This window comes from Sporosarcina sp. BI001-red, from assembly GCF_003384035.1.
Lineage (GTDB): Bacteria > Bacillota > Bacilli > Bacillales_A > Planococcaceae > Sporosarcina.
The window spans coordinates 86,059-110,440 of record NZ_QQAK01000012.1; the positions used below are offsets into that span (position 1 = coordinate 86,059).

19 protein-coding genes and 1 other annotated feature are annotated in these 24,382 nt (G+C 42.5%); of the genes, 17 read left to right on the plus strand and 2 right to left on the minus strand.

The genetic code is table 11. From position 1 onward, the window contains the following. Positions 1 to 78: 78 nt before the first annotated feature. From DVB69_RS09825 to DVB69_RS09900, 15 genes are all read left to right on the plus strand, one after another. A complete protein-coding gene (locus DVB69_RS09825) occupies positions 79 to 534 on the plus strand; it encodes a GNAT family N-acetyltransferase (RefSeq protein WP_116018937.1) in 456 nt (151 codons plus the stop codon). Between the two features lie 206 nt (positions 535 to 740). After that, positions 741 to 1,277 (plus strand): hypothetical protein, encoded by a 537-nt coding sequence (locus DVB69_RS09830; protein ID WP_116018938.1) that lies wholly within the window; start codon positions 741 to 743, stop codon positions 1,275 to 1,277. A gap of 75 nt (positions 1,278 to 1,352) precedes the next feature. Continuing rightward, complete coding sequence (locus tag DVB69_RS09835; protein ID WP_116018939.1) at positions 1,353 to 2,330, plus strand: tetratricopeptide repeat protein; 978 nt, start codon at positions 1,353 to 1,355, stop codon at positions 2,328 to 2,330. A gap of 103 nt (positions 2,331 to 2,433) precedes the next feature. Beyond that, positions 2,434 to 3,732: a trigger factor gene (gene tig / locus DVB69_RS09840; protein WP_116018940.1), complete on the plus strand. Its 1,299-nt coding sequence runs from the start codon at positions 2,434 to 2,436 to the stop codon at positions 3,730 to 3,732. 404 nt (positions 3,733 to 4,136) lie between these two features. Then, positions 4,137 to 5,402 carry an ATP-dependent protease ATP-binding subunit ClpX gene (gene clpX / locus DVB69_RS09845; protein ID WP_116018941.1) on the plus strand — a complete coding sequence of 422 codons (1,266 nt, stop codon included), beginning with the start codon at positions 4,137 to 4,139 and terminating at the stop codon, positions 5,400 to 5,402. A 125-nt stretch (positions 5,403 to 5,527) separates the two neighbouring features. Then, a complete protein-coding gene (gene lon / locus DVB69_RS09850; RefSeq protein WP_116019262.1) occupies positions 5,528 to 7,846 on the plus strand; it encodes an endopeptidase La in 2,319 nt (772 codons plus the stop codon). Then, positions 7,843 to 8,424: a ribosome biogenesis GTP-binding protein YihA/YsxC gene (gene yihA, locus DVB69_RS09855; protein ID WP_116018942.1), complete on the plus strand. Its 582-nt coding sequence runs from the start codon at positions 7,843 to 7,845 to the stop codon at positions 8,422 to 8,424. The genes lon and yihA overlap by 4 nt, the downstream gene beginning before the upstream one ends. Positions 8,425 to 8,685: 261 nt before the next feature. Next, positions 8,686 to 10,050: a glutamyl-tRNA reductase gene (gene hemA / locus DVB69_RS09860; protein WP_116018943.1), complete on the plus strand. Its 1,365-nt coding sequence runs from the start codon at positions 8,686 to 8,688 to the stop codon at positions 10,048 to 10,050. Between the two features lie 89 nt (positions 10,051 to 10,139). After that, a complete protein-coding gene (locus DVB69_RS09865) occupies positions 10,140 to 10,970 on the plus strand; it encodes a cytochrome C assembly family protein (RefSeq protein WP_116018944.1) in 831 nt (276 codons plus the stop codon). Between the two features lie 59 nt (positions 10,971 to 11,029). After that, positions 11,030 to 11,962 (plus strand): hydroxymethylbilane synthase, encoded by a 933-nt coding sequence (gene hemC / locus DVB69_RS09870; RefSeq protein WP_116018945.1) that lies wholly within the window; start codon positions 11,030 to 11,032, stop codon positions 11,960 to 11,962. Next, complete coding sequence (locus DVB69_RS09875; protein WP_116018946.1) at positions 11,952 to 12,710, plus strand: uroporphyrinogen-III synthase; 759 nt, start codon at positions 11,952 to 11,954, stop codon at positions 12,708 to 12,710. The genes hemC and DVB69_RS09875 overlap by 11 nt, the downstream gene beginning before the upstream one ends. Positions 12,711 to 12,713: 3 nt before the next feature. Further along, positions 12,714 to 13,697, plus strand: a complete 984-nt coding sequence (hemB, locus tag DVB69_RS09880; protein WP_116018947.1) for a porphobilinogen synthase — start codon at positions 12,714 to 12,716, stop codon at positions 13,695 to 13,697. Further along, positions 13,694 to 14,983, plus strand: a complete 1,290-nt coding sequence (hemL, locus tag DVB69_RS09885; RefSeq protein WP_116018948.1) for a glutamate-1-semialdehyde 2,1-aminomutase — start codon at positions 13,694 to 13,696, stop codon at positions 14,981 to 14,983. The genes hemB and hemL overlap by 4 nt, the downstream gene beginning before the upstream one ends. A 118-nt stretch (positions 14,984 to 15,101) precedes the next feature. After that, complete coding sequence (locus DVB69_RS09890; RefSeq protein WP_116018949.1) at positions 15,102 to 15,713, plus strand: hypothetical protein; 612 nt, start codon at positions 15,102 to 15,104, stop codon at positions 15,711 to 15,713. A gap of 235 nt (positions 15,714 to 15,948) precedes the next feature. Continuing rightward, positions 15,949 to 16,177, plus strand: a binding site (T-box leader). 190 nt (positions 16,178 to 16,367) lie between these two features. Then, positions 16,368 to 19,016: a valine--tRNA ligase gene (locus DVB69_RS09900; RefSeq protein ID WP_116018951.1), complete on the plus strand. Its 2,649-nt coding sequence runs from the start codon at positions 16,368 to 16,370 to the stop codon at positions 19,014 to 19,016. Positions 19,017 to 19,642: 626 nt separating this feature from the next. On the opposite strand, the gene DVB69_RS09905 is transcribed toward DVB69_RS09900, so the two are convergent. Further along, positions 19,643 to 20,443, minus strand: coding sequence for an ATP-grasp domain-containing protein (locus DVB69_RS09905; RefSeq protein ID WP_116018952.1), 801 nt, complete (start codon positions 20,441 to 20,443; stop codon positions 19,643 to 19,645). Continuing rightward, positions 20,440 to 21,306: an ATP-grasp domain-containing protein gene (locus DVB69_RS09910; protein WP_116018953.1), complete on the minus strand. Its 867-nt coding sequence runs from the start codon at positions 21,304 to 21,306 to the stop codon at positions 20,440 to 20,442. The genes DVB69_RS09905 and DVB69_RS09910 overlap by 4 nt, the downstream gene beginning before the upstream one ends. 89 nt (positions 21,307 to 21,395) lie before the next feature. Here DVB69_RS09910 and DVB69_RS09915 point away from each other — a divergent pair, with 89 nt between their 5' ends. Next, on the plus strand, positions 21,396 to 22,619 hold the full coding sequence (locus DVB69_RS09915) for a bifunctional folylpolyglutamate synthase/dihydrofolate synthase (protein WP_116018954.1): 1,224 nt from the start codon (positions 21,396 to 21,398) through the stop codon (positions 22,617 to 22,619). A gap of 56 nt (positions 22,620 to 22,675) precedes the next feature. Further along, positions 22,676 to 24,379, plus strand: coding sequence for a sensor domain-containing diguanylate cyclase (locus DVB69_RS09920; RefSeq protein ID WP_158541074.1), 1,704 nt, complete (start codon positions 22,676 to 22,678; stop codon positions 24,377 to 24,379). Positions 24,380 to 24,382: the final 3 nt, after the last annotated feature.

Consider the following 24,382-nt stretch of genomic DNA (forward strand, 5'->3'; position numbering starts at 1 on the left):
GAAGGAATTTTCACTTGTTGTGTGGAATGACTAAAGAGTAGAACGTGTATCTATTTTATATATAGAGGAGCGAGTGAGATGACATATGTAGTGGAACCAATTCAAGACTTATCAAAACTTAATATTGAATCACTTATTTCTGAAAGTGAAGAAGAAGGATATCGTTTCTTAACACGCCTTGCTGAAGATTATAAAGAAGGGATCAATACATTTTCCGGACCAGGAGAAGCGTTGTATTGTGTAAAAAATGAGCAAGGGAAAGTAGTAGCAATCGGTGGAGTGAATCGGTTCCCTGTACCTGGTGGAGATGCGGAGACTGGAAGACTTCAGCGTTTTTATGTAGAAGCGGATCAGCGGAGAAATGGGGCAGGGTCGTTATTGTTAAAAGAAATCGTTGAACATGCGAGAAACGAGTTCCATGAGCTGACAGTTAAAACAGAGTCCTCTAAAGCAGATGCGTTTTATCGTCATAATGGCTTTGAATTTGATGATTCAGCCTCTGAAACCACCCATCGTATGGCGTTCAACCAATAAGGAATTTGCTTAGCGCGTAGGGGGGCATTCAGTTTCTCATCTCTTTGCACTTTTGCAGAGGATGAGAAATTTGTTGTGGCACGACATGCACTGCAGCGATTTTGGAAAATCGTTTTTAGGTTGGATGAGTAAAAAAGTAAAACCTAATTGGAAATAAAGCGACAAGGAAGTGGGGAATCATTCATACAGAACGAAGACATATCCCAATGGTTATCGGGATTGCCATATTATTACTAGCACCGTTTGTGGTCTTTTTACTACCTAATTTCATTGCAAACACCATCTACTTCAAGGCGGGAAGTTGGTTCATATTTGTGTCTTTTGGCGTGTATATGGTGTATGCGGTAGCCTTCATTTTCCTGATTGCCGCTTTTTTTGTTCTATATGCCATGAATATGAACAAAAAATCCATAGTTATAACCATCGGGTTGATGATATTGGCGTGCACAAGTTTTTACATAGCTTCACTGAATTATACGATGTTATCGGATGACCGGATTACATATCGTCCGCTATTATCATTTCAAACATATTCATATACTTGGAGTGAAGTAGATGAAGCGGTGTTCAGGTCAGTACATGCGGATGATGGGAATTCGGAGTTCGATTTTAAGTTTGACGATGACGTAGTGTTAACACTCACTATGAATCGGTTGTTTATGAAGTTTCTACCACCTATTGAAAATCGACTGAGTCACGAAGGTGTCGAGGTAGAAAAAATATTGATACCTAAAAAAGAATGACCACCCGTTCTTCCGTCTAACATGCCTACATGGGATTTGCTATGCTATAGTATCAGTTGAAAGCAGGTGACGGACGTGAAACGCAAACGGAAAAGACTGCATAAAAAAGGCAACATGATTGTCTTTCCCGGAACGGTTGAGCGATTGCTAGACCAAGCCGAAATTGCCATGGAGACAGAGGAATTTGAAGAAGCTGTCCTGATTTCGGAACAGCTTCTTGAGATTGCTCCTAACTTACCAGAAATACCGGGAATACTTGCAGTAGCATTGTATGAAATAAAGGAATTTAAGAAAGCTAAGCCCTATGCCGCTCAGTGGTTACAAAGTGATATGAGTGAATACTTTGAAGCAATGGAGCTATACCTTGCGATTTGTATGCAACTTCAGGATTATGAGGAAGTGGAAGACACTATTGGAGCACTTCTGGATGAAGAAGTCATTCCAAGCGAATTGACACAGAAGTTTCTTTATTTGCGTGAACTGAATGGAAGATTATTAAGTCGGTTTACGGACGAGTTTGCCGCGCAACCGAAAGAATCTGTCTCATTTGAATCGTTTTTACAGATGGACCTATTTCAACAACAACAGATACTCGCACAACTAGAAAGTAATGGAGCCAAGGATTCTCAAAAGCTGCTCGCTGAAATTGCCGTTTACGATCACCTTCCACCTGTATTACGAACTGTTGCATTAGTTTTATTGCAAAACTCAGGATACGAAAAAACACTTGTAATCCGAAAGTTTGGTAGAGGACTTAGTGTCACTCCGGCAGAGCTAGCACTACCAGGTGAAGATTCGGTCACTAAAGAAATTTGTGCACTGCTCCAACGGTCGTTGGATAAAGATCCTTCAAGACTCTTGATGATTGAAGAGGCCGTTAAGAAATTCTCTTTAATCAGTTATCCGTTAGATTGGGGCGCTTCAGCAGAAGCCGTCGCGAATGCTTATGAAAATTATTCTAAGTTTCTATTTGAAGGAACTCCGCTTCCTCAAACAGCCTTACACAAGCTGATATTTGAGATCGATCAAGACTATAGCGAAGCTGTTGAATGAAATTTCTTGAAAGATAAAGAGACTATGATATACTGAGATGGTTGTCAATGGCGTATAAAAGGTTCAAAATATATTCGTCACTATGATTCGGAGGTATGTAGAAATGTCAGTTAAATGGGAAAAGCAAGAAGGTAACAAAGGGAAGTTAACGTTTGAGGTCTCAGCAGAGGCTTTCAAAGAAGGAATGGACAAAGCATTCAAAAAGGTCGTTCAGCAAGTGAACGCACCTGGATTCCGTAAAGGGAAAATGCCACGTAAAATGTTCAACCAAATGTATGGGGAAGAAGCACTTTACAACGATGCAATCGATATCGTTCTTCCAGTAGCATACGATGCAGCTGTTCGTGCAGAAGGCCTTGAGCCGATTGCATCACCAGAAATCGACATCGAAAAGCTTGAAAAAGGCGAGCCGGTTATATTTACAGCAATCGTTCCCCTTAAGCCAGAAGTGAAATTAGGCGAGTACAAAGGCCTTGAAGCAACACGCCAAGAGACAAAAGTTACAGACGAGGAAATCGACATGGAACTACAAACACGTCGTGAGTCAATGGCAGAGATGGTCGTTAAAGAAGAAGGCGCTATCGAAGATGGCGACACAGCTAATATCAACTTTGACGGTTACTCTGAAGGAGAAGCATTCGAAGGCGGAAAAGCTGAGAACTATGACCTAACAATTGGATCAGGTTCTTTCATTCCAGGATTTGAAGAGCAGCTTATCGGCTTGAAAACTGGCGAAGAAAAAGACGTTGAATTGACATTCCCAGAAGAATACCACGCAGCTGAGCTTGCAGGTAAGCCAGCAGTATTCAAAGTGAAAATCAACGAAGTAAAAGCGAAAGAAGTTCCTGAGTTGAACGACGAACTTGCTAAAGAAATGGATGAAGACGTTGAATCAGTAGACGAGCTTCGTAAGAAAATGAAAGAAAACCTTGAAACTGAAAAGAAATCAGCATCAGAAACAGCACTTCGAGATGATCTCGTAGAAGCAGCTTCTCGCAACGCTGAATTCGAAGTGCCTGAAGAAATGGTTGAATCTGAAACGAATCGTATGGTTGATGAGTTCGGACAACGTCTTCAAACACAAGGTATGAACCTTGACTTGTACTACCAGTTCTCTGGCCAAGACGAAGCATCACTTCGTAAGCAAATGCACGACGACGCTGTAAGCCGCGTACGTGTATCTCTTACACTTGAAGCAATCGGCGAAGAAGAGAAAATCGAAGTTGCTGAAGAAGAAATCAACGAAGAGCTTAACAAAATGTCTGAGCAATTCAACATGGACATCGAACAAATCAAAACTGCTCTTGGCGGTACTGAAATGCTCGAAAATGACCTTCGTTTTAACAAAACAGTTCAACTTCTAGTAGACAACGCAAAAATCACAGAAGCAGCTGCAGAGTAATACAAAGCCGCTCTGGGCAAGGCACGGAACCCCGTGCCTTGTTTTTGTATATTGAGGATAGTGTAAGTTGCCGAACTATAGAACAGTGATAAATTCTATAACTAAGGTATAGAACAGTGATAAATTCTATAACTAAGGATATGCTAATGATTGAAGCGCAAGGTGGCGACTCCAGAGGGATTCTTTCATGGAAACAACCTAAGATCGCGGCGCCCTACCGCAACGGTTGCATGACCTGCATCCTGTAGGCCTGCGTACACCTGAAGCGGAAATCATGACTGTCTAATTTAAATCTGTCAATGCACCAAGCGCGGGGTAAAACCCGTGTACATACATCAAAAGAACGAAATAGTTGATAAACCAGTTGGAATCTTGTAAGATTTCACTGAATAGGGGTGAGCAATTTGTTCAAATTTAACGATGAAAAAGACAATTTGAGCTGTTCGTTCTGTGGCAAGACGCAGGACCAAGTCCGCAAACTTGTTGCAGGGCAAGGGGTTTATATATGTGACGAATGTGTTGAACTTTGTGCCGAAATCGTAGAAGAAGAAGTCGGACTCGAAGAAGGTTTCGAATTCAAAGAAGTTCCAAAACCTAAAGAAATCCAATCCATTCTTGACGAGTATATAATTGGACAGGATCGCGCAAAGAAATCACTTTCAGTAGCGGTCTATAACCATTACAAACGTGTAAACACGGGCAGCAAAGTCGATGATGTAGAACTCGCTAAATCCAACATCGTCCTCATTGGACCAACAGGTAGTGGTAAAACACTTCTTGCGCAAACGCTTGCACGTATTTTGGATGTTCCTTTTGCAATTGCTGATGCGACTTCATTAACTGAAGCTGGGTACGTAGGCGAAGACGTTGAGAATATTCTTCTTAAGCTAATCCAGTCTGCAGATTTTGATGTAGAACGCGCTGAAAAAGGAATTATTTATATCGATGAGATCGATAAAGTTGCACGTAAATCAGAGAACGCATCCATTACACGTGACGTTTCAGGTGAAGGTGTGCAACAAGCGCTGCTTAAAATCTTGGAAGGTACTGTTGCGAGCGTCCCTCCACAAGGCGGACGTAAACATCCTCATCAAGAATTCATCCAAATCGATACAACAAATGTTTTGTTCATCGTCGGAGGAGCATTCGACGGTATTGACGAAATCATTAAACGTCGTGTCGGTCAAAAAGTGATTGGATTCGGTTCGGATCCAAATGCTGCAGAAGAAGAACGGTCTTTACTTTCACGAATGATTCCAGAAGATCTTCAGCAATTTGGTTTGATTCCTGAATTTATCGGACGTTTGCCTGTCATCGCGACACTCGAACAACTTAGCGAGGATACGCTTTACCAAATCTTGACACTTCCTAAAAATGCAATCGTTAAACAATATCAGAAAATGCTTGGTTTGGATGATGTTGAATTGGAATTTGAAGATGAAGCACTTCTTGAAATCGCTCGGGAGTCTATTGAGCGGAAGACAGGTGCTCGTGGATTACGTTCCATAATCGAGAATATCATGCTTGATGTGATGTACGAACTTCCTTCTTTGGAAGAAGTCAAAAAGTGCATCATTACCAAGGATTCTGTATTAGGTGAAGGTTCTCCACTTCTTTATCTTGAAGATGGTACTGAAATGAAACTCGATTCAGAAAAACATTCTGCATAAAATAGGAGGAAGCTGACTTATAGGAGGCGCATTTGTGCTGAATGGGTCAGCTTTTTTCCTTATTTTTCTTATTGTATTCATTACATAGTAACTGGGTTAAAATTAGTGATGGAGGTGTTTGTTCGATGGTGTTACGACATAATATACCGCTTCTTCCGCTTAGAGGCATTTTAATTTACCCGACGATGACTTTACATATTGATGTAGGCAGAGAACGTTCCGTTTTCGCAATCGAACATGCGATTGCAAACAACAACTTAATTTTCTTAGCGACTCAACTGGATTTGAATGATGAAGACCCTCAACCGGAAGATCTTTATCATCTTGGTACGCTGGCTCTCGTTAAATCGATGACTCAATTGCCTAATGGTACCTATCGAGTACTAATAGAAGGAATTGAACGGGCAGAATGGACGGATTATGAAGAAGCCGATCTATATCCTGTTGTCACAGTAAGCGGCTTCCCAGATTCAACAGAAGTGGATCCAGAATCAGAAGCACTCATGCGCACACTTCTCACACTCTTTAAAAAATATACGAAAATCTCGAAGCGGGTTACTGAAGATGCTTATAATTCGGTATCTGCGATTACTGAACCGGGTAGACTTGCAGACACAGTCGCTTCTCATTTACCTTTAAAGATTCGCGCGAAACAAGAAATTCTAGAAATACGCAATATTAATGATCGTTTAGAGTGGTTGATTAGCAGACTATACAACGAGCAGGAAGTTATGGGGCTTGAACAAAAGATTAATGAACGCGTTCGTGAAGCGATGGAACGTACTCAAAAAGAATTTTACTTGCGCGAACAGATGAAAGCCATTCAAACAGAGCTTGGCGACAAAGATGGAAAAGGACTGGAAGTTGAAGCGTTACGTGAGAGGATTGCTGAATCAGGCATGCCTGCAGATGTCATGCAAACGGCAGAGCGAGAATTAGACCGTTATGAGAAAATCCCGTCTGCTGCTGCAGAAAGTGGAATTATTCGTTCCTATATTGATTGGCTCGTTTCATTACCTTGGTCAGATGCTTCGAAAGACCAATTAGATCTAGATCGTTCTGAACAGATTTTAGATAGGGATCACGAAGGCTTGGATTCTGTTAAAGAGCGGATACTTGAATTCTTGTCTGTACGTCAGCTGACCAAGTCTTTGCGAGGTCCGATCCTTTGTATAGAAGGCCCACCTGGAGTAGGGAAAACATCACTTGCTAAATCGATTGCAGAGTCATTGGATCGTAAATTTGTACGTATTTCTCTTGGTGGTGTTCGAGATGAATCAGAAATCCGTGGTCATCGTAGAACTTATGTTGGGGCGATGCCTGGTCGTATCATTCAAGCGATGAAAAAAGCTGGAACTGTGAATCCTGTATTTTTACTCGATGAAATCGACAAGATGTCCAATGATTTCAGAGGTGACCCATCTTCAGCAATGCTGGAAGTTTTAGATCCTGAGCAAAATAGTACATTTAGTGATCATTACATAGAAGAGCCTTATGACTTATCCAATGTGTTGTTCATTGCGACGGCGAATGATTTAAGTGCGATTCCTGGACCTCTTAGGGATCGGATGGAAATCATATCAATTGCCGGCTATACAGAGCTCGAAAAAAAGGCGATTGCTACGAATCACTTGATACCAAAGCAATTAAAGGAGCATGGATTGACGAAGTCACAGGTCAAGTTCCAGCAGCCTGCTATCCTGGATATCGTTCGTTATTATACAAGGGAAGCGGGAGTACGTTCACTGGAGCGAGAGATTGCCCGAGTTTGTCGGAAATCTGCCCGGTTAATTGCAGGCGGTAAAAAGAAAAGTGTAACAATCAGTTCGAAGACGCTTGAAAACTTCCTGGGCAAGAAGAAGTTTAGTCACGGACAAGCTGAAACAACGAACCAAATCGGCGTAGCAACTGGATTAGCGTACACAGCAGTCGGTGGTGATACGCTTCAAATTGAGGTATCTCTTTCTCCAGGGAAGGGCAAGCTGATATTGACTGGAAAGCTTGGAGATGTGATGAAGGAATCTGCTCAGACAGCGCTTTCTTACGTCCGTTCTAGAGCGGAAAGTTTTGGGATCGATTCATCGTTTTATGAATCGAAAGATATCCACATTCACGTACCTCAAGGGGCTGTTCCAAAAGATGGACCTTCAGCAGGTGTGACAATTGCGACTGCGCTCGTTTCGGCATTGACGAATCGTCCGATCCGTCGAGAAGTCGGGATGACAGGCGAAATTACATTACGTGGACGTGTGTTGCCGATTGGTGGATTGAAAGAAAAGACTCTTAGTGCCCATCGTGCAGGATTACGTGTTATTATTTTACCTAAGGAAAACGAACGAGATATTGATGACGTCCCTATAGAGATTCGTGAGGAGTTATCATTTAAATTGGTTGACGACGCTGAGGAAGTATTGGCGATCGCATTGGAGGAACGAGAAATATGAAAGTGCATAACGTAGAAATGGTGATGAGTGCTGTCAGACCGGAACAATATCCTGACAACGGCTTCCCTGAATTTGCGCTTGCTGGGCGTTCGAACGTTGGAAAATCATCGTTCATCAATAAAATGCTAGCACGCAGAAATATTGCAAGAACATCTTCAAGGCCAGGAAAAACACAGACTTTGAACTTCTATAAGATTGAAGAACAACTATTTTTTGTTGACGTTCCTGGATATGGATACGCACGTGTATCGAAGACGGAGAAAGAAAAATGGGGCGGGATGATCGAACAGTATTTGACGGGTCGCGAACATCTTCGTGCCGTAATTCAAATTGTTGATATTCGGCATGCGCCGTCAGCGGATGACATCAACATGTACAATTTCTTTGTCCATTACAATATCCCGGCAATCGTTATCGCAACGAAAGCAGATAAGATTCCAAAAGGAAAATGGGACAAACATAAGAAAATTGTACGTGAAACATTGAATATGCTTGGTGATGACCCGCTCTTCGTGTTTTCGTCTGAAAAGGGCCTTGGTGTGGAAGCCGTCTGGGCTGAGATTGAAAGTAGAATGTAAAGAACACGCATATACATGAAACAAGAAGCAGAGGATGTGTTGCTCTCTGCTTCTTGTTATGCTGTTTTAGAATTGGGTAAAGGAATAAGTTTGGCCTTCAAACATACTAGTGGTATCTTGAATGGATTTACATTATAATAATTATAAAGAGGGGCACAAAAGCCGTGTCGTTCATATGATGTTCATAAATAAAGGATTCACTCATTACAGGTTGTGCTATACTTATGAGCAGGAAATAGACGCGAAAGGTGTGAGCACCTAGTGAAAATACTCGCTATTGGGGTCAATCACAGGACAGCGCCGGTAGAGATCAGAGAAAAACTTTCGTTTAACGAATCTGATCTGCCGCACGCTATGGAAACTCTTCAATCAACTAAAAGTATTTTAGAAAATATTATCGTCTCAACGTGTAATCGGACAGAGATATACGCTGTCGTGGATCAGCTCCATACTGGACGTTATTATGTGAAAAACTTTTTAGCGGAATGGTTCGACCTTCCGTTGGAATCGTTTACGAATCACTTAATCATTAAAGAAGAGGACGATGCGATTGAACACCTAATGTCAGTCGCTTCAGGAATCGACTCGATGGTTCTCGGTGAAACGCAAATCCTCGGGCAAGTGAGAACAAGCTTCTTAAAAGCTCAGGAAATTGGTACGACAGGTACGATTTTTAATGAGTTGTTCAAACAAGCCATCACTGTCGCTAAGCGAGCTCATTCTGAAACGGCAATTGGCGAAAATGCAGTCTCTGTTTCGTATGCAGCTGTTGAGCTTGGGAAAAAGATTTTCGGTTCGTTAAAGCACAAGCACATTGCGATTTTAGGTGCGGGTGAAATGGGTGAACTGACAATTAAAAACCTGCAAGGCAGTGGTGTTGGCAAAATCACAGTTCTCAATCGTACGTTCTCTAAGGCGGAAGAATTGGCAATGAAGTTTGACGGTTACGCCAAATCGCTTAAGGAATTACAATGTACATTACTCGATGTGGATATTTTAATTAGCAGTACGGGCTCAAAAGAGTATGTTATTGACTACGAACTCATGCAATTTGTGGAGCGTTTACGAAAAGGTCGTCCACTGTTCTTAGTTGATATTGCTGTACCTCGTGATATGGATCCGCGTATCGGTGATTTACCGAATATGTTCTTATACGATATAGACGATATGCAAGGTATTGTGGAAGCGAACCTATCACAACGGAAAGAGGCTGCTGAAGAAATTCGCACAATTATCCATAGCGAAGTGATCATGTTCAAAGATTGGATTGCAACGCTTGGCGTTGTGCCAGTGATTACCGCTTTACGGAAGAAAGCGCTCAGTATTCAAGCGGAAACTATGGCGAGTATTGAGAACAAAATGCCTGATCTTACAGATCGTGAGAAAAAAGTGTTAAGCAAGCATACGAAATCGATTATTAACCAGTTGTTAAAAGATCCTATTTTGCAAGCGAAGGAATTTGCTACTGACACAAAATCATCAGAAAAACTGGAGTTATTCCAATCCATTTTTGGTATTGAAGAAGAAGTTGAACAAGAAAAGAATCTTCAGATGCAGCAGCAAAAAGCGGAACAGGGAGCCGGAGCTTCCAAAAATTCCGGGTTACAACCTGATTTGACATATTGAGTGTGCTCCAACAAAGTCATTTCCCATCCCGCTTCTCTAGACGGTCGATGCGGAAGTGGCTTTTTTGACAGAAAGGCAGAGGGTAGCCTATGGTTGACTTGACGATGGCGCGGCTACAAGAAGGAATGCTTATTCTTTATGCCGTTAGCCTTGTTTTTTATTTTGTAGACTTTTTAAACAGAGATACACGTGCACAAAGAAGTGCATTTTGGCTGACTGTTATTGTTTTTGTTTTGCAAACTTGTTTCTTGGTGCAAGCAATCATTATGACGAAACATATACCCGTCTTGTCTCTTTATGAGGGGGTCTATTTCTTTGCCTGGATTCTCATTGGGTTGTCCCTTGGTATTCAACTCAAATATCGATCTAGCTATGCAGGGTTCATATTGAATATCATAGCGTTTAGTTTTATGACCATTCATATTTTTGCGCCTGTTCAAATGGATACTTCAGGAGTGGGGGATTCTCTCGTCTCGGAACTGTTGTTCATCCATATTACCTTTGCGATTTTTTCTTACGCAGCCTTTACAATGGCATTTGTATTCGCGATTCTGTATTTACTCGTTTATAACTTATTGAAGAAGAAGAAGTTTACTTCGCAATTCAATCGGTTGCCCTCGTTACAACATGCTATGACGGGCATGAAAGTGGCTATCTATATTGGAATACCTGTGCTTCTCGTCAGTTTGATTTTAGGCATCCAATGGGCGTATACGGCGCTATCCGATTGGACGTTAGTTGACTTTAAGATCATCGGTTCTTTCTTGTTAATTATCGTTTACAGCGCATTACTGTTCTTCAACAGAAGTGGGAAGATTAAAGCCACCGATTTTGCATGGGCAACTATTTTTGCTTTTGTTTTGATCATTATTAATTTCTTTTTGGGCAGTAAACTATCGCAATTCCATTTTTGGCTATAAGGTAGTAAAGTCATGTATCTATTTATTACAGTTCATTCAACTAGGGAAGGAAGATTATATTGAGAAAAATAATTGTCGGTTCACGGAGAAGCAAGCTTGCGTTAACACAAACGAATTGGTTTATCGATCAAATGAAAGCACTGGGTGTTCCGTTTGACTTTGAAGTGAAAGAAATCGTAACAAAAGGAGATCGCATTGTAGATGTCCAGCTCTCAAAAGTCGGCGGTAAAGGACTATTTGTAAAAGAAATTCAGCAAGCATTGTTCGACAAAGAAATCGACTTTGCCGTACATAGCATGAAAGATATGCCTTCCGTTTTACCAGAAGGACTCATCGTTGGCTGTATTCCAAAACGCGTCGATCCACGGGATGCATTCATCTCAACTAACAACATCTCTTTCACTGAACTCCCTGCAGGAGCAGTAGTGGGTACATCTAGTTTGCGTAGAAGTTCACAGTTATTATTGCTTCGACCAGATCTTGAAGTTAAATGGATTCGCGGCAATATCGATACACGTTTGAAGAAAATGCAAGATGGTGAATACGATGCGATAATCCTAGCTGCTTCCGGCCTTAAACGAATGGGCTGGAGTGAAGATATCGTTACGGAATACATGAGTTTGGAAGATTGTATCCCTGCGGTTGGTCAAGGAGCATTGTCTATTGAATGTCGTTCTGACGACGCAGAACTCCTTGCAGAACTCGCTAAAATGAATGATGAACAAACGTTTAAAGAAGTAGAGGCTGAGCGTACATTCCTACGTGAGATGGATGGCTCATGTCAAGTTCCTATTGGCGGCTTTGCTCAACAGAAGGCTGACGGGATTGAATTGACAGGCTTCATCGCTGCGCCAGATGGTTCAGAGGTATATCGTCATACGGCAAAAGCTGAATCACCTGTTGAAGTGGGCAAAATTGTTTCAGACGTTATGCGTAAAGAAGGAGCAGCAGAAGTCATTCAACGAGTGAAGGCTGAGATGGATGGTCAATAAGCTACCATTAGAAGGTGAAACCGTAATTTTTACGAGCACAAAAAAATCTGATGAACCTTATGAGCTCGTGAAGCAACTTGGAGGTACTCCGGTATCATACCCACTTATTCGGACGGATGAGCGGGTATCAGCTGAGGAACATAAATGTTTGGTAAATGCGCAAGCCTACGATTGGCTGATTTTCACGAGCCAAAGTGCGGTGACTGCGTTTCAGCAAAAGCTGATGCGTTACGGAATGAATGCAGAAGACTTTACGTTGAATGTTGCAGCTGTCGGAGATAGAACTGCACAAGCTCTTGAGCGAATCGGCTTCCAGGTGGATTTTATTCCTGAAGTATTCAGTGCGGATGTTTTCGTTAAGCAGTTTAACCCTGAAGGGGACTCACTTCATGCATTATTCATCAAAGGCAATTTAGCAGGGACGCTCATTTCAACTGAGCTTTCGTTAACTGTCGATGAGTGGACCGTTTACGAGACACTTCCTGAGATATCTTCAGCCGATCGAATTGTAAAATTAGTGAAAGACAAAGCTTCAGTTTCGATATTGTTTGCAAGCCCTTCAGCGGTCACCGTTTTTACAGAACGTGTTGCGCCTGAAATTGGGTGGACAGGCTTTACAATTGGTGCAATCGGGCATATTACAGAGCGGGCGCTTCGTGAAATAGGAGCACCTGTCCATGCGATGCCTGAAACGTATACATTACCTGAACTCGTGCGAACACTTGCCGAGTCGAAAGGAAGGAACTAACTGATGAATAACTTGAATTTCCGCCGGCACCGTCGGCTTCGTAGCACTGCTGGAATGCGTGCAATGGTTCGTGAAACACAACTGCAAGCAACGGACTTTATTTATCCGATTTTCGTAATTGAAGGCGAGAATGTAAAAAACGAAATTCCTTCAATGCCTGGTATCTACCAGCATTCCATGGATTTACTAAGTGAAGAGCTCGATGAGGTAGTTGCCTTAGGAATTCCTTCTGTCATCTTTTTTGGCGTGGTAACTGAAAAAGATGCTGTGGGTAGTGGTGCTTATCACGACCACGGAATTATTCAGGAAGCAATCCGATTGGCAAAAAAACGTCATCCACAGTTAATTGTTGTTGCGGATACGTGTCTATGCGAATATACGGATCACGGACATTGTGGTGTAATCGAGGGTGAACGCGTACTGAATGATCCTTCTCTTGACTTGCTTGTGAAGACCGCTGTATCTCAAGCGAATGCTGGTGCTGATATCATTGCACCGTCCAATATGATGGATGGTTTCGTCGTTGCGATTCGCGAAGGTTTGGACGAAGCTGGTTTCGAAGAGATTCCAATTATGTCCTATGCTGTGAAGTACGCATCTGCATATTATGGTCCATTCCGTGATGCTGCGGATTCTACACCTCAGTTCGGTGATCGGAAAGCCTATCAAATGGATCCTGCTAACCGCATGGAAGCGTTGCGTGAAGCGGAGTCGGATATCGCTGAAGGTGCTGATTTCTTGATCGTTAAACCTGCGTTGTCATACTTGGATATTTTAAGAGATGTCAAAAACAATACATTGCTTCCTATGGTTGCCTATAATGTTAGTGGAGAATACGCGATGGTCAAAGCTGCTGCACTCAATGGCTGGGTGGATGAACAGCGTATTGTGCTCGAAACGTTGACTAGTATGAAACGTGCGGGTGCCGATCTGATCATGACGTATCACGCGAAAGATGCCGCTCGTTGGTTGGAGGGGGCAAAATGAGGGACTATACAAAATCCAAGCAAGCATTCCGTAAAGCTGTAGATCTTATGCCTGGTGGTGTGAACTCACCTGTCCGCGCGTTCAAATCGGTCAATATGGATCCGATTTTCATGGAAAGTGGTAAAGGAGCGATTATTACAGATATCGATGGCAATGAGTACATCGATTACGTATTGTCGTGGGGTCCGCTAATCTTAGGTCACGCTGAAGAGGGGGTTGTATCTGCGATTCAGGAAGTAGCAGTGAAAGGTTCCAGTTTTGGAGCACCGACATTGCTAGAAAACGAACTTGCTGAAATCGTCATCGACCGCGTGCCGTCAATTGAAATGGTGCGCATGGTGTCTTCAGGTACGGAAGCGACGATGAGTGTACTACGTCTTGCGCGTGGATATACGAAGCGTAATCTCATTTTGAAATTCGAAGGGTGTTACCATGGACACGGGGATTCATTGCTTATTAAAGCAGGATCTGGTGTTGCGACACTTGGTCTTCCAGACAGCCCTGGAGTTCCTGAAGGAGTTGCGAAAAATACGATCACTGTTCCTTATAACGACTTGGAAAGCTTACGCGTCGCATTTAACGAGTATGGCCACGATCTCGCTGGGGTAATTGTGGAGCCAGTTGCAGGAAACATGGGCGTTGTGCCACCGCTTCCAGGTTTCCTAGAAGAACTGCGTAAGTTGACGGAAGAAAACGGTACAATGCTCATCTTTGATGAAGTCATGACTGGTTTCCGCGTTGGTTACAATTGTGCTCAAGGTCATTTCGGTATAACACCAGACTTGACGTGCCTTGGTAAAGTAATCGGTGGTGGACTTCCTGTAGGTGCTTACGGTGGTAAACGTGAAATTATGGAGCATATTGCCCCTGCTGGAACGGTTTATCAGGCTGGAACCTTGTCAGGGAATCCGCTTGCCATGACTGCTGGAATCGAGACATTAAAACGATTGAATTCGGCTTCTTATGAGCACTTCATGAAACTCGGAGATCAGCTTGAAAAAGGATTCCGCGAAGCAGCAAGTGCGAACGGAATTCCACATACAGTGAACCGTGCCGGATCGATGATTGGTTTCTTCTTCACGAATGAAGAGGTTATCGATTACGAAACTGCGAAGACTTCCGATTTAGCGTTATTTGCTGAATACTACCGGTTGATGGCTGAAGAAGGCATCTTCCTACCGCCTTCCCAGTTTGAAGGAATGTTCCTTTCTGCTGCCCATACCGAAGAGCATATTTCGAAAACAGTAGATGCATTCCATAAGGTATTTAGTCAGTTGAAAAAATAAAACACAAACAGCCTTTCGAAGAGTACTCTCTTTGGAAAGGCTGTTTTTCTTTGGACGTTTGTTCTGTTACGTGTATGTCCGTCATATACTCTAACGTATAAAAGGAGGCGGCAGAACAATGGAGCCAACACAGTGGACATTAACGGAGACGTTTCAGTTTCCTGCAGAATACGGGAAAGCAGTTTCTGCACAAGAAGTGAAAGTGACCGCAGGATATACAGAGCATCAGACTGAAGATGCTGTTCGACTTTCCGGGATTTATCATGTAGCTGCGAATGTTGGATTTGACGGTGAAGGTCAAGAAGCAGCTCTAGATTCAGATGCAATTTTAATCGATGATGTGGACGTTCAAGAAAAATCCGGTTATTTTGAGTATGCCGTACCGCTGCTAGTGGATCTACCGACGAATGAGGACGGACAACTTAAAGCGACTGTGATCGATGCTAGTGCAACTGCAACGGATGATGGGGCTCTTACCGTCATGTGGACGGTTGAAGCTAAATTGGCTGAAGTAGAAGCCGTAGCTAAGAATACTACAGTAGGCGGTGAACAGGCAGAGCCACAAACAACGACTGCAGCTGTTACTGCAGGTTTGGATAGTTCTAGTGTGAACCAGGTTGAAACTACCCTAGCCTATTCGGAAGATCATGAAATGCTCGCGTTCATCAGCGATTTAGAAGATGATGTCACGGTGACGTCCTTCCGACTAAATGATGTTTTTGTGGAATAGGAAGCATCCTCCACAAAGAAAGCAAAAAAGTAAAAAGTCTCCTGTTGTCGGAATGATTAAAAGTCGGATGAGCTGAAAACAGGAAATTGGAATAATGATTACTTTACCGTAAAATCGGCATCTTCTAAGCCATGGCGGAAGTAAATAAGGGTTGTAGCCTCTTCTCATAACACCATCCTTTCACAGCGGGCTTGACGGGTACGCTATACATCCGGTAAACTATTGGAAACAGGATAGTGATGCGTTTAGCGGGAGAGTAGATCGGTCGACTATTGTAGAGAGGGTCCGGATGGTGCAAGGACCTATTGTCGACAGTTTGAAAGTCACCCGTCAGCAGTTTTCGTGAACGTTTTTGGCAAGTAGCGAAAGCCGGTTAGAAGCCGTTATTTCCATTGAGGCAACGTGCGCTTTTTGCACAGTTGCGAATAAAGGTGGTACCGCGAACTAACTCCTTCGTCCTTTAACGACGAAGGGGTTTTTTGTGTTTCATCAAACATGCAAGTTGATTTGCGCTGCAGGCGGATACGGGATTATAGGATTTAGGTTGTAACTAGGATTGAACCTTCCTTAGTATCCGTCGCCTGCTCTAATCAACGAGAATGGTAAAACAAAAGTTATCTGGTTGCGTGTTTATTATTGTGAGGAGGAATTGTTATGACAGAAAAAGAGCAGTTGGAGATGCCGACTAAGTATGATCCGCAAGCGATTGAGAGAGATCGTTATGAATGGTGGTTGAAGGGTGAGTATTTTAAAGCTCAGCCTGAGAGTGGGAAAGAGCCGTATACGATTGTAATTCCACCACCGAACGTGACAGGTAGATTGCACTTGGGCCATGCTTGGGATACGACGCTACAAGATATCTTGACTCGTATGAAACGAATGCAAGGGTATGATGCATTGTGGTTACCAGGAATGGACCACGCGGGTATTGCGACACAAGCGAAAGTGGAAGAGAAACTACGCGCTAACGGGCAAACACGCTATGATCTAGGACGCGAAAAATTCCTGGAAGAGACATGGAAATGGAAAGATGAATATGCCGGTCATATTCGTGAGCAATGGTCTAAGCTTGGTCTAGGACTGGATTACTCACGCGAGCGTTTCACGTTAGATGAAGGACTTTCACGTGCCGTGCGTGAAGTGTTCGTCAAGTTATATGAAAAAGACTTAATTTACCGCGGCGAATATATTATCAACTGGGACCCTGCCACGAAAACAGCATTGTCCGATATCGAAGTAATCCATAAAGATGTAGCGGGTGCTTTCTATCATATGCGATACCCCCTTGCAGATGGAACTGGAAGTATCGAAATTGCGACAACTCGCCCAGAAACGATGCTCGGGGATACTGCTGTTGCTGTGCATCCTGAAGACACGCGCTATCAGCACTTAATCGGCAAAACTGTGAAATTGCCAATTGTTGGCCGTGAAATTCCGATTGTTGCAGATGACTACGTAGAAATGGACTTCGGAAGTGGCGCGGTTAAAATTACACCTGCACATGACCCGAACGACTTTGAAATCGGAAATCGTCATGACTTACCACGCGTTCTTGTAATGAATGAGGACGGTTCAATGAACAAATTAGCCGGTAAATACGAAGGGATGGACCGTTTTGAATGCCGCCAAGCAATCGTTAAAGACCTACAAGATATGGACGTGCTCTTCAAAATTGAGGAACATAATCACTCGGTCGGTCATTCTGAGCGTAGCGGTGCTGTTGTAGAACCGTATTTGTCTACACAGTGGTTCGTGAAAATGCAGCCTCTTGCTGAAAAGGCGATTGAACTGCAAAAAGCCGAAGGTAAAGTGACATTCGTTCCGGACCGTTTCGAGAAAACGTATTTAACATGGATGGAAAACGTTCACGACTGGTGTATTTCCCGTCAACTATGGTGGGGACATCGTATTCCAGCTTGGTATCATAACGAAACTGGTGAAGTTTTTGTTGGTGAAGAAGCACCTACAGACATCGAAAACTGGCATCAGGAAGACGATGTACTCGATACGTGGTTCTCATCTGCACTATGGCCGTTCTCGACGATGGGGTGGCCGGATACGGAAGACTCTGAGTTCCAACGTTACTATCCAACAGATGCGCTTGTTACAGGGTATGACATTATCTTCTTCTGGGTGTCTCGCATGATTTTCCAAGGCATCGAGTTTACAGATCAGCGTCCATTCAAAGATGTATTGATTCACGGATTGGTTCGTGCAGAAGACGGCCGCAAAATGTCGAAATCACTCGGTAACGGGGTGGATCCGATGGATGTCATCGACCAGTATGGTGCCGATGCACTGCGCTACTTCCTAGCAACGGGTTCATCACCAGGTCAAGATCTTCGTTACTCAACTGAAAAAGTTGAAGCAATCTGGAACTTTGCCAATAAAATCTGGAACGCTTCCCGATTCGCATTGATGAACATGGAAGGCTTGAAATATGAAGAAATCGATTTGTCAGGAGAACGTTCTGTTGCAGATGACTGGATTTTGACGCGTCTCAACGAAACAATTGACTCCGTGACAAAGTTGTCAGATCGCTATGAGTTCGGTGAAGTCGGTCGAGCGCTTTATAACTTCATCTGGGATGATTTCTGTGACTGGTACATCGAGATGGCGAAATTGCCATTGTATGGGGAAGATGAGAAAGCGAAGCATATGACACGTTCGGTTCTTGCGTATGTGCTAGACAATACGATGCGATTGCTTCACCCACTCATGCCGTTCATCACGGAAGAGATTTGGCAGAACTTGCCTCATGAAGGGGAGTCCATTACAGTTGCTGCATGGCCTGTCGCTGATGCGGGCTTAACGAATGTAGAACGTTCTACACACATGAAGTTATTGACCGATGTCATCAAAGCAGTACGTACAATACGTGCCGAAGTGAACACACCTATGAGTCGCCAAGTACCACTGTTCATCGCTGCGAAAGACGAAGCGACAGCAGCTGTCTTGAAAGCGAATAGCCAGTACATCGAGAAGTTCTGTAACCCAGAGACTCTTGAAATTGGCATAGATGTTCAAGCGCCAGGCAAGTCAATGTCTGCAGTCGTTACAGGTGCAGAGCTCTTCATGCCACTCGAAGGCTTGCTCAACATTGACGAAGAAATCGCACGTCTTGGTAAAGAGCTCGACAAGTGGGCAGGCGAAGTGAAACGCGTTCAAGGCAAATTGTCCAACGAACGATTCGTTTCCAAAGCACCACAGTCAGTCGTTGACGAAGAACGTGCAAAAGAACAAGATTATCTCGAAAAACAAGCTGCCGTTCAGCGTCGTATCGAGGAACTGAAAGAGATTTAAGTGAGGAAGGGCTTTCTAACGAAAGCCCTTTTTTATTTGGTTAAGGTGTTTTAATCATTGGGACTGATCCTAGCTGGAGATGTGCTCGTGAACTTTGGAGAATGATCATAAGCTTGGGAAAGTGCTCATAAACATATGGGAATGATCATAAACCTGGAAAAGTGATCATAAACAGAGGAAAGTGATCATAAACCTGGGAAAGTGATCATAAACAGAGGAAAGTGATCATAAACAGAGGAAAGTGATCATAAATCTAGAAAAGTGATCATAAATCCAGGAAAGTGATCATAAACCTGGAAAAGTGATCATAAAGCCAGGAAAGTGATCATAAATCTGGAAAAGTGATCATAAATCTCGAAATGTGCTCATAAAACAGAGAAAATGATCATAACTCATACCGAAGATCATCCACCCAACAACGAAATCTCTAAAAAACAAGCGAAGCGCTACCAATTAATCCCTTAAAGAACTTAAAATGTGTCTCGATATCCTGAAATTTAGCTAAGTGTCGGAGAAAAACAGCATTGTGATAGAGAAACAACCTGGAGTGATGGACAAAGACAACAAACTATCTGAGAACAAGCTTCCAAACAACAAAAAAACTTACAAAGTGCTAACTCAGCACCTTATAAGGATTTTAAAAGTTTTTTATGGAGATGTCCCATGACTTCTCGCGCGACATTCAATTCACTTGTCTCATAAAGAGACCGTGCACCTACAGGGTCTTCAATTTCATTCAACAACCAGACGCCTTCAGGATTCTGAATGAAATCCACACCGATATAGTCACCTTTTAGCGCCTTGGCAATTTTCACTGCGAATTCCCGTAAAGGAGAGGGGGCGTCAAACTGCTCAGCTGTTCCGCCTAAACCAACATTCGCCTTAAATGAATCCACGCCAGTCCGCTTAACTGCTCCCACAACTTCTTCCCCAATTACATAGAGTCGGACATCAGAAGAATTATGCTCAATGTATGGCTGCATCACGAGTTGGCGATTTGGATAACGAGAAATCAATTGATTTACTTCAGCTTCAGTCGCACATAAATGAACTTCAGCTCCGCCATGTCCATCTGTAGTTTTCATAACAATAGGGTACTCACGAACATCCTTAGAACAATCCAGATGTCTAGTGGGAATCGAAGGAATGCCTAAAAGTGCAGCAAGCTGGAACGTTTGAAGCTTATCATTTGCGACTCGATTTACTTCACTCCGATTGACGACAACAATACCTTCTTGTTCCCATTGTTGACTTTTTTCAAAGTCGCGGGCTCGATAAAAGACGAACTTTGCATCATCCGGAAGTGCTGCATCACTTGTAAGCAGTTCAACATCCAGTTGACCACTAGCACCTTCTTTGATGAGCTCATCGATAAACCACTGATTACGCACCGCATCTTCCTCTTCATAATAGATATATCCTTTCATGCAATCACCTCTAAAATGTACGCAATCATCGCATCGGCAACATTAATCCCTGTGACATTATAAATATTCCGAATGTGTGCTGCTGCATTCACTTCACAAACTAATGGTTCTTCATTTTCCCCGAACAACAGGTCCACTCCAGCAAAATCAGCTCCTACCGATTTCGCGGCACGTAATGCGATATCGATTTGCGCAGTTGTTAACTCAATGGTTTCAGCTTTTCCACCATTCGTAATATTTGCACGGAAATCCGTCTCAGAATGTCGATACATCGCAGCAACAACCTGTCCACCAACAACATTCACACGAATATCCCGGCCACGACTCGAAGAGATAAACTCCTGGAATAAATAATCAATACCACGCAAAGACTCCGTTTTTTCATAAAATTGTTCTTCTGTCTCTATTAAATAGACATTCATCCCAAACGATCCACGAGCTTCCTTGATGATCATTGGAAGTCCAAGCTCCTGTAAAACACGTTCATAATAGCCACTATCACGAATTGTAAAGTTTGGATACACTTTCGGAGCAACAATCGTCCTAGGCATTGGCACACCATCATGTGCGAGTGCAATTGCTTGTTTCGTTTTATTGTCACAGCGCTCAATCACTTCTGGATCATTAAATACAGGGATACCGAGGGATTTCAAATAGGTAGCGAGTACAATATCTTTATCTAAAAATACGACGAAATCAAGGGGTGATTCAATCTTTGCAGTCACATCCATCAATACTTCGTAATTTTTATAAATTGTTGCAGAAACTCCCGCCCGGACTGCGGCTTCTTCGATGAGTTCCGCCTGATCCCGGAATTTATCATTTACTAAACTTCCATTATAAATAATCCAGCAGTTCTTCAATTCAAACCCTTCTTTCTCGTGCTATACTCTTTAGAAAAGCCTTTTCAAAGGCTATTAACAATAAGTTTAGCATAAGGTGGGGAAAAGGTATGATACCGAAATTGGACGAGTATAAGAAACGGGTAAAGATTACGAGTGACGATGAAATTAAACCAGGACTGGCAGCGATTGAAAAAGCGATGGAACTCCTTGGATCACCACAACAAAACTTGAAGGCAATCCATGTCGCAGGCACGAACGGAAAGGGTTCAACGATTTGTTTCATGGAATCTATCCTGCGCGAAGCTGGGATCAGTACAGGAGTTTTTGCTTCTCCAGCGATGATCGACATCCATGATCAAATCAGAATTAATGGAGAAAACATAACTGAAGAAGAACTAACAGCATCGTTCCAAACACTAAAAGATTCCGGGATTGACGGGATGTTAACGGACTTCGAACTTTTAACGGCGGCGGCATTTGTTACGTTTGATCGGTTGAAACCTGATGTTGTTCTCATTGAATGTGGAATGGGTGGAAGATTCGACAGCACGAATGTGATAACACCAACGGTTTCCGTAATTCCTTCGATTGCTAAAGACCATGTCGGATTCCTTGGTGACTCAATAGAAGAGATCGCGTGGCATAAAACGGGAATATTTAAAAAAGGAGTTCCCGCTGTTTGTGGTCAAATCCCATATGAAGCTAAAAAAGTAACAGAAAAAGTGGCTAAAGAAGTCGACAGTCCACTACTGATCTATGGACAAGACTTTCAGATGATAGAAGGAAACCCTGAGCAGTTCCGTGGAAGTTTGCAAATAACATTACCACCTAGAAAGATGAAAGGTCCCCACCAAGCAATCAATGCTGCTGTTGCTATAGAAGCACTTATAATGGCAGAACTAAAATTACCAATAGAAGCGATCCAGTCAGGAATTGCTTGTGCAAAACTCTCTTATCGGTTCGAAGAAGTCGCACCTGGTGTGTTTTTCGATGGTGCACATAACCCAGCTGCAGCTGCCATGCTGAGACGTACAGTTCAAGAGCAATTCCCTGGAGAGAAAATAGATTTTGTTATTGGAATGATGGCCAATAAAGAAATTAAAGAAACCCTTAATGAATTAATACCGGTAGCGCATTCATTTACCTTCATCGATTTTGATGTGCCGGGCGCAGCGACTGCCCAATTCGTTTACGATCAATGTGATTTTGGAAAAAAACAGGTGACAGACCGAGAAAATGTGTCTATAATACTATCTAAAGACCTAGACGGAAAGAAAATAGTCTCAGGTTCTTTATACTTGCTAAATAGTCTAAGGTCTCATATACTGTAAGTAACAATAGATAGAAAATTCCGCACGCTTAGCTGCTGATTGGAAGGATGAAGAGCATGAAGTTGAATGGCCGGCCGTTATTACTCTTGTCGTTGTTGTGGATACTTGTTGTGCCGACCGGCATCGTTTATCTTCTTTCTACCCAGCCAATTCCTGAGGTTAATTGGCTATGGGTTGGACTTTCAGTTTTACTAGGTTTTCTAAGCATTTATTATCCAATCATATACAAAAGAAAGCCGGTCATACTTTTTGTTTGGTTTACCTTACCGATGTTTTTACTATACGGCTTAACGACTGAGTTAATAATTACACAAATGATTATTGCAATAGGAGTGTTAGCACGTTTAAAAACCGGGGATATTCTTTTCCGCTTACTGTATAATTCGTTAGCCTATTTTGTTCTATCTGTATGTTCTGCGATTGCTTTTTTCATGACTGGAGCAGAAATCGGCGAAATGGCTTTCGGATCATTAGTTTTTGGTGTATTGGTCTATCAATTGGTCTATTCAGTAGGATATGATTGGATTTTTAAGCTATATGGGATCATCACGAATAGGATGAGACTCGATACTGTAAAAGAAACGTTGTTACATTACTTCCGAATGATTATAGCTGTACCGCTCGCTCTGGCATTATATTTTATACTTTTCCATTATGGAGTCATCGGCTATCTGCTAGTTGGAATTCCATTTTTCTTCATGACACTTTTACTAAGGATGAATCGGCAAACCGATGATTTAAATGCTTATATTCAATCTGCTGGGAAGATTGGTCAGCAGCTCGCTAAGATGACAACTGAAGAATCGGTAATTGAAGAATTCATGACAAAAACGGCAGCATTATTTGAAGCTGACTATGTATATTTGTTCGATCACTATGATGGGTGGTTGGAACCTACACATTTTTTTGAGAAAGGTAAAAAAGTAAATGTGCCTCAAGTTCGTTTAGCGAAAGGTGAAGGAATCGCAGGTAGAATTTTATCGGACAAGCATAGTTTTCTATACTCAAGACGTGAGCAGTGGATTCAACAAACGATTACACCTGTTCCAGAAGAAATCGAAAGTCTATTATGCATCCCGCTAATCCGACATCAGGGAATTGTCGGAGTGCTTTTATTGGGAAGTAAGAAGAAAGATGCTTTTAAAGACTTCCATTTGAATGTACTGGATCTGCTGAGTTCGTATTTTATTGTGGCGGTTGAGAAAGCAGTTTATATCGAACATGCGGAACAGGAAAGTAACCGATGTGCATTGACGGGGCTCTATAATTATCGCTTTCTAGAACAGCGATTAGAAAGCGAGATGGCTTTCCTGAGTCGCGGAATTCATAAACATGTTGCAGTTGTTATGTTGGATATTGATCATTTTAAAGATGTAAATGATACATATGGACACGAAAGTGGAAATCTAATCTTGCAACAGTTCGCTAACCTATTACAAAACAAGTGTCCTGAGGGCTCGATCGTTGCCAGATACGGTGGGGAAGAGTTTGTTTACATTTTACCGGATTATACAAAGGAAGCAGCACTTGAATTTGCGGAAGCATTACGGATTGAAATTCAACAAACAAAGATGCGCGTGGAGAATGATTTAGCTTGTATAATTAATGAAAAACAAGTTGAATTAACTTCGAGTGTAGGGGTATCGGCTGCCCCGCAAGATACAGATGAAGCCATGACACTATTGCGCAATGCAGATCGAGCCCTCTATATTGGAGCAAAGCAGGCTGGGCGTAATCGAGTTGGCGGCTATGTGAAGTAAGAT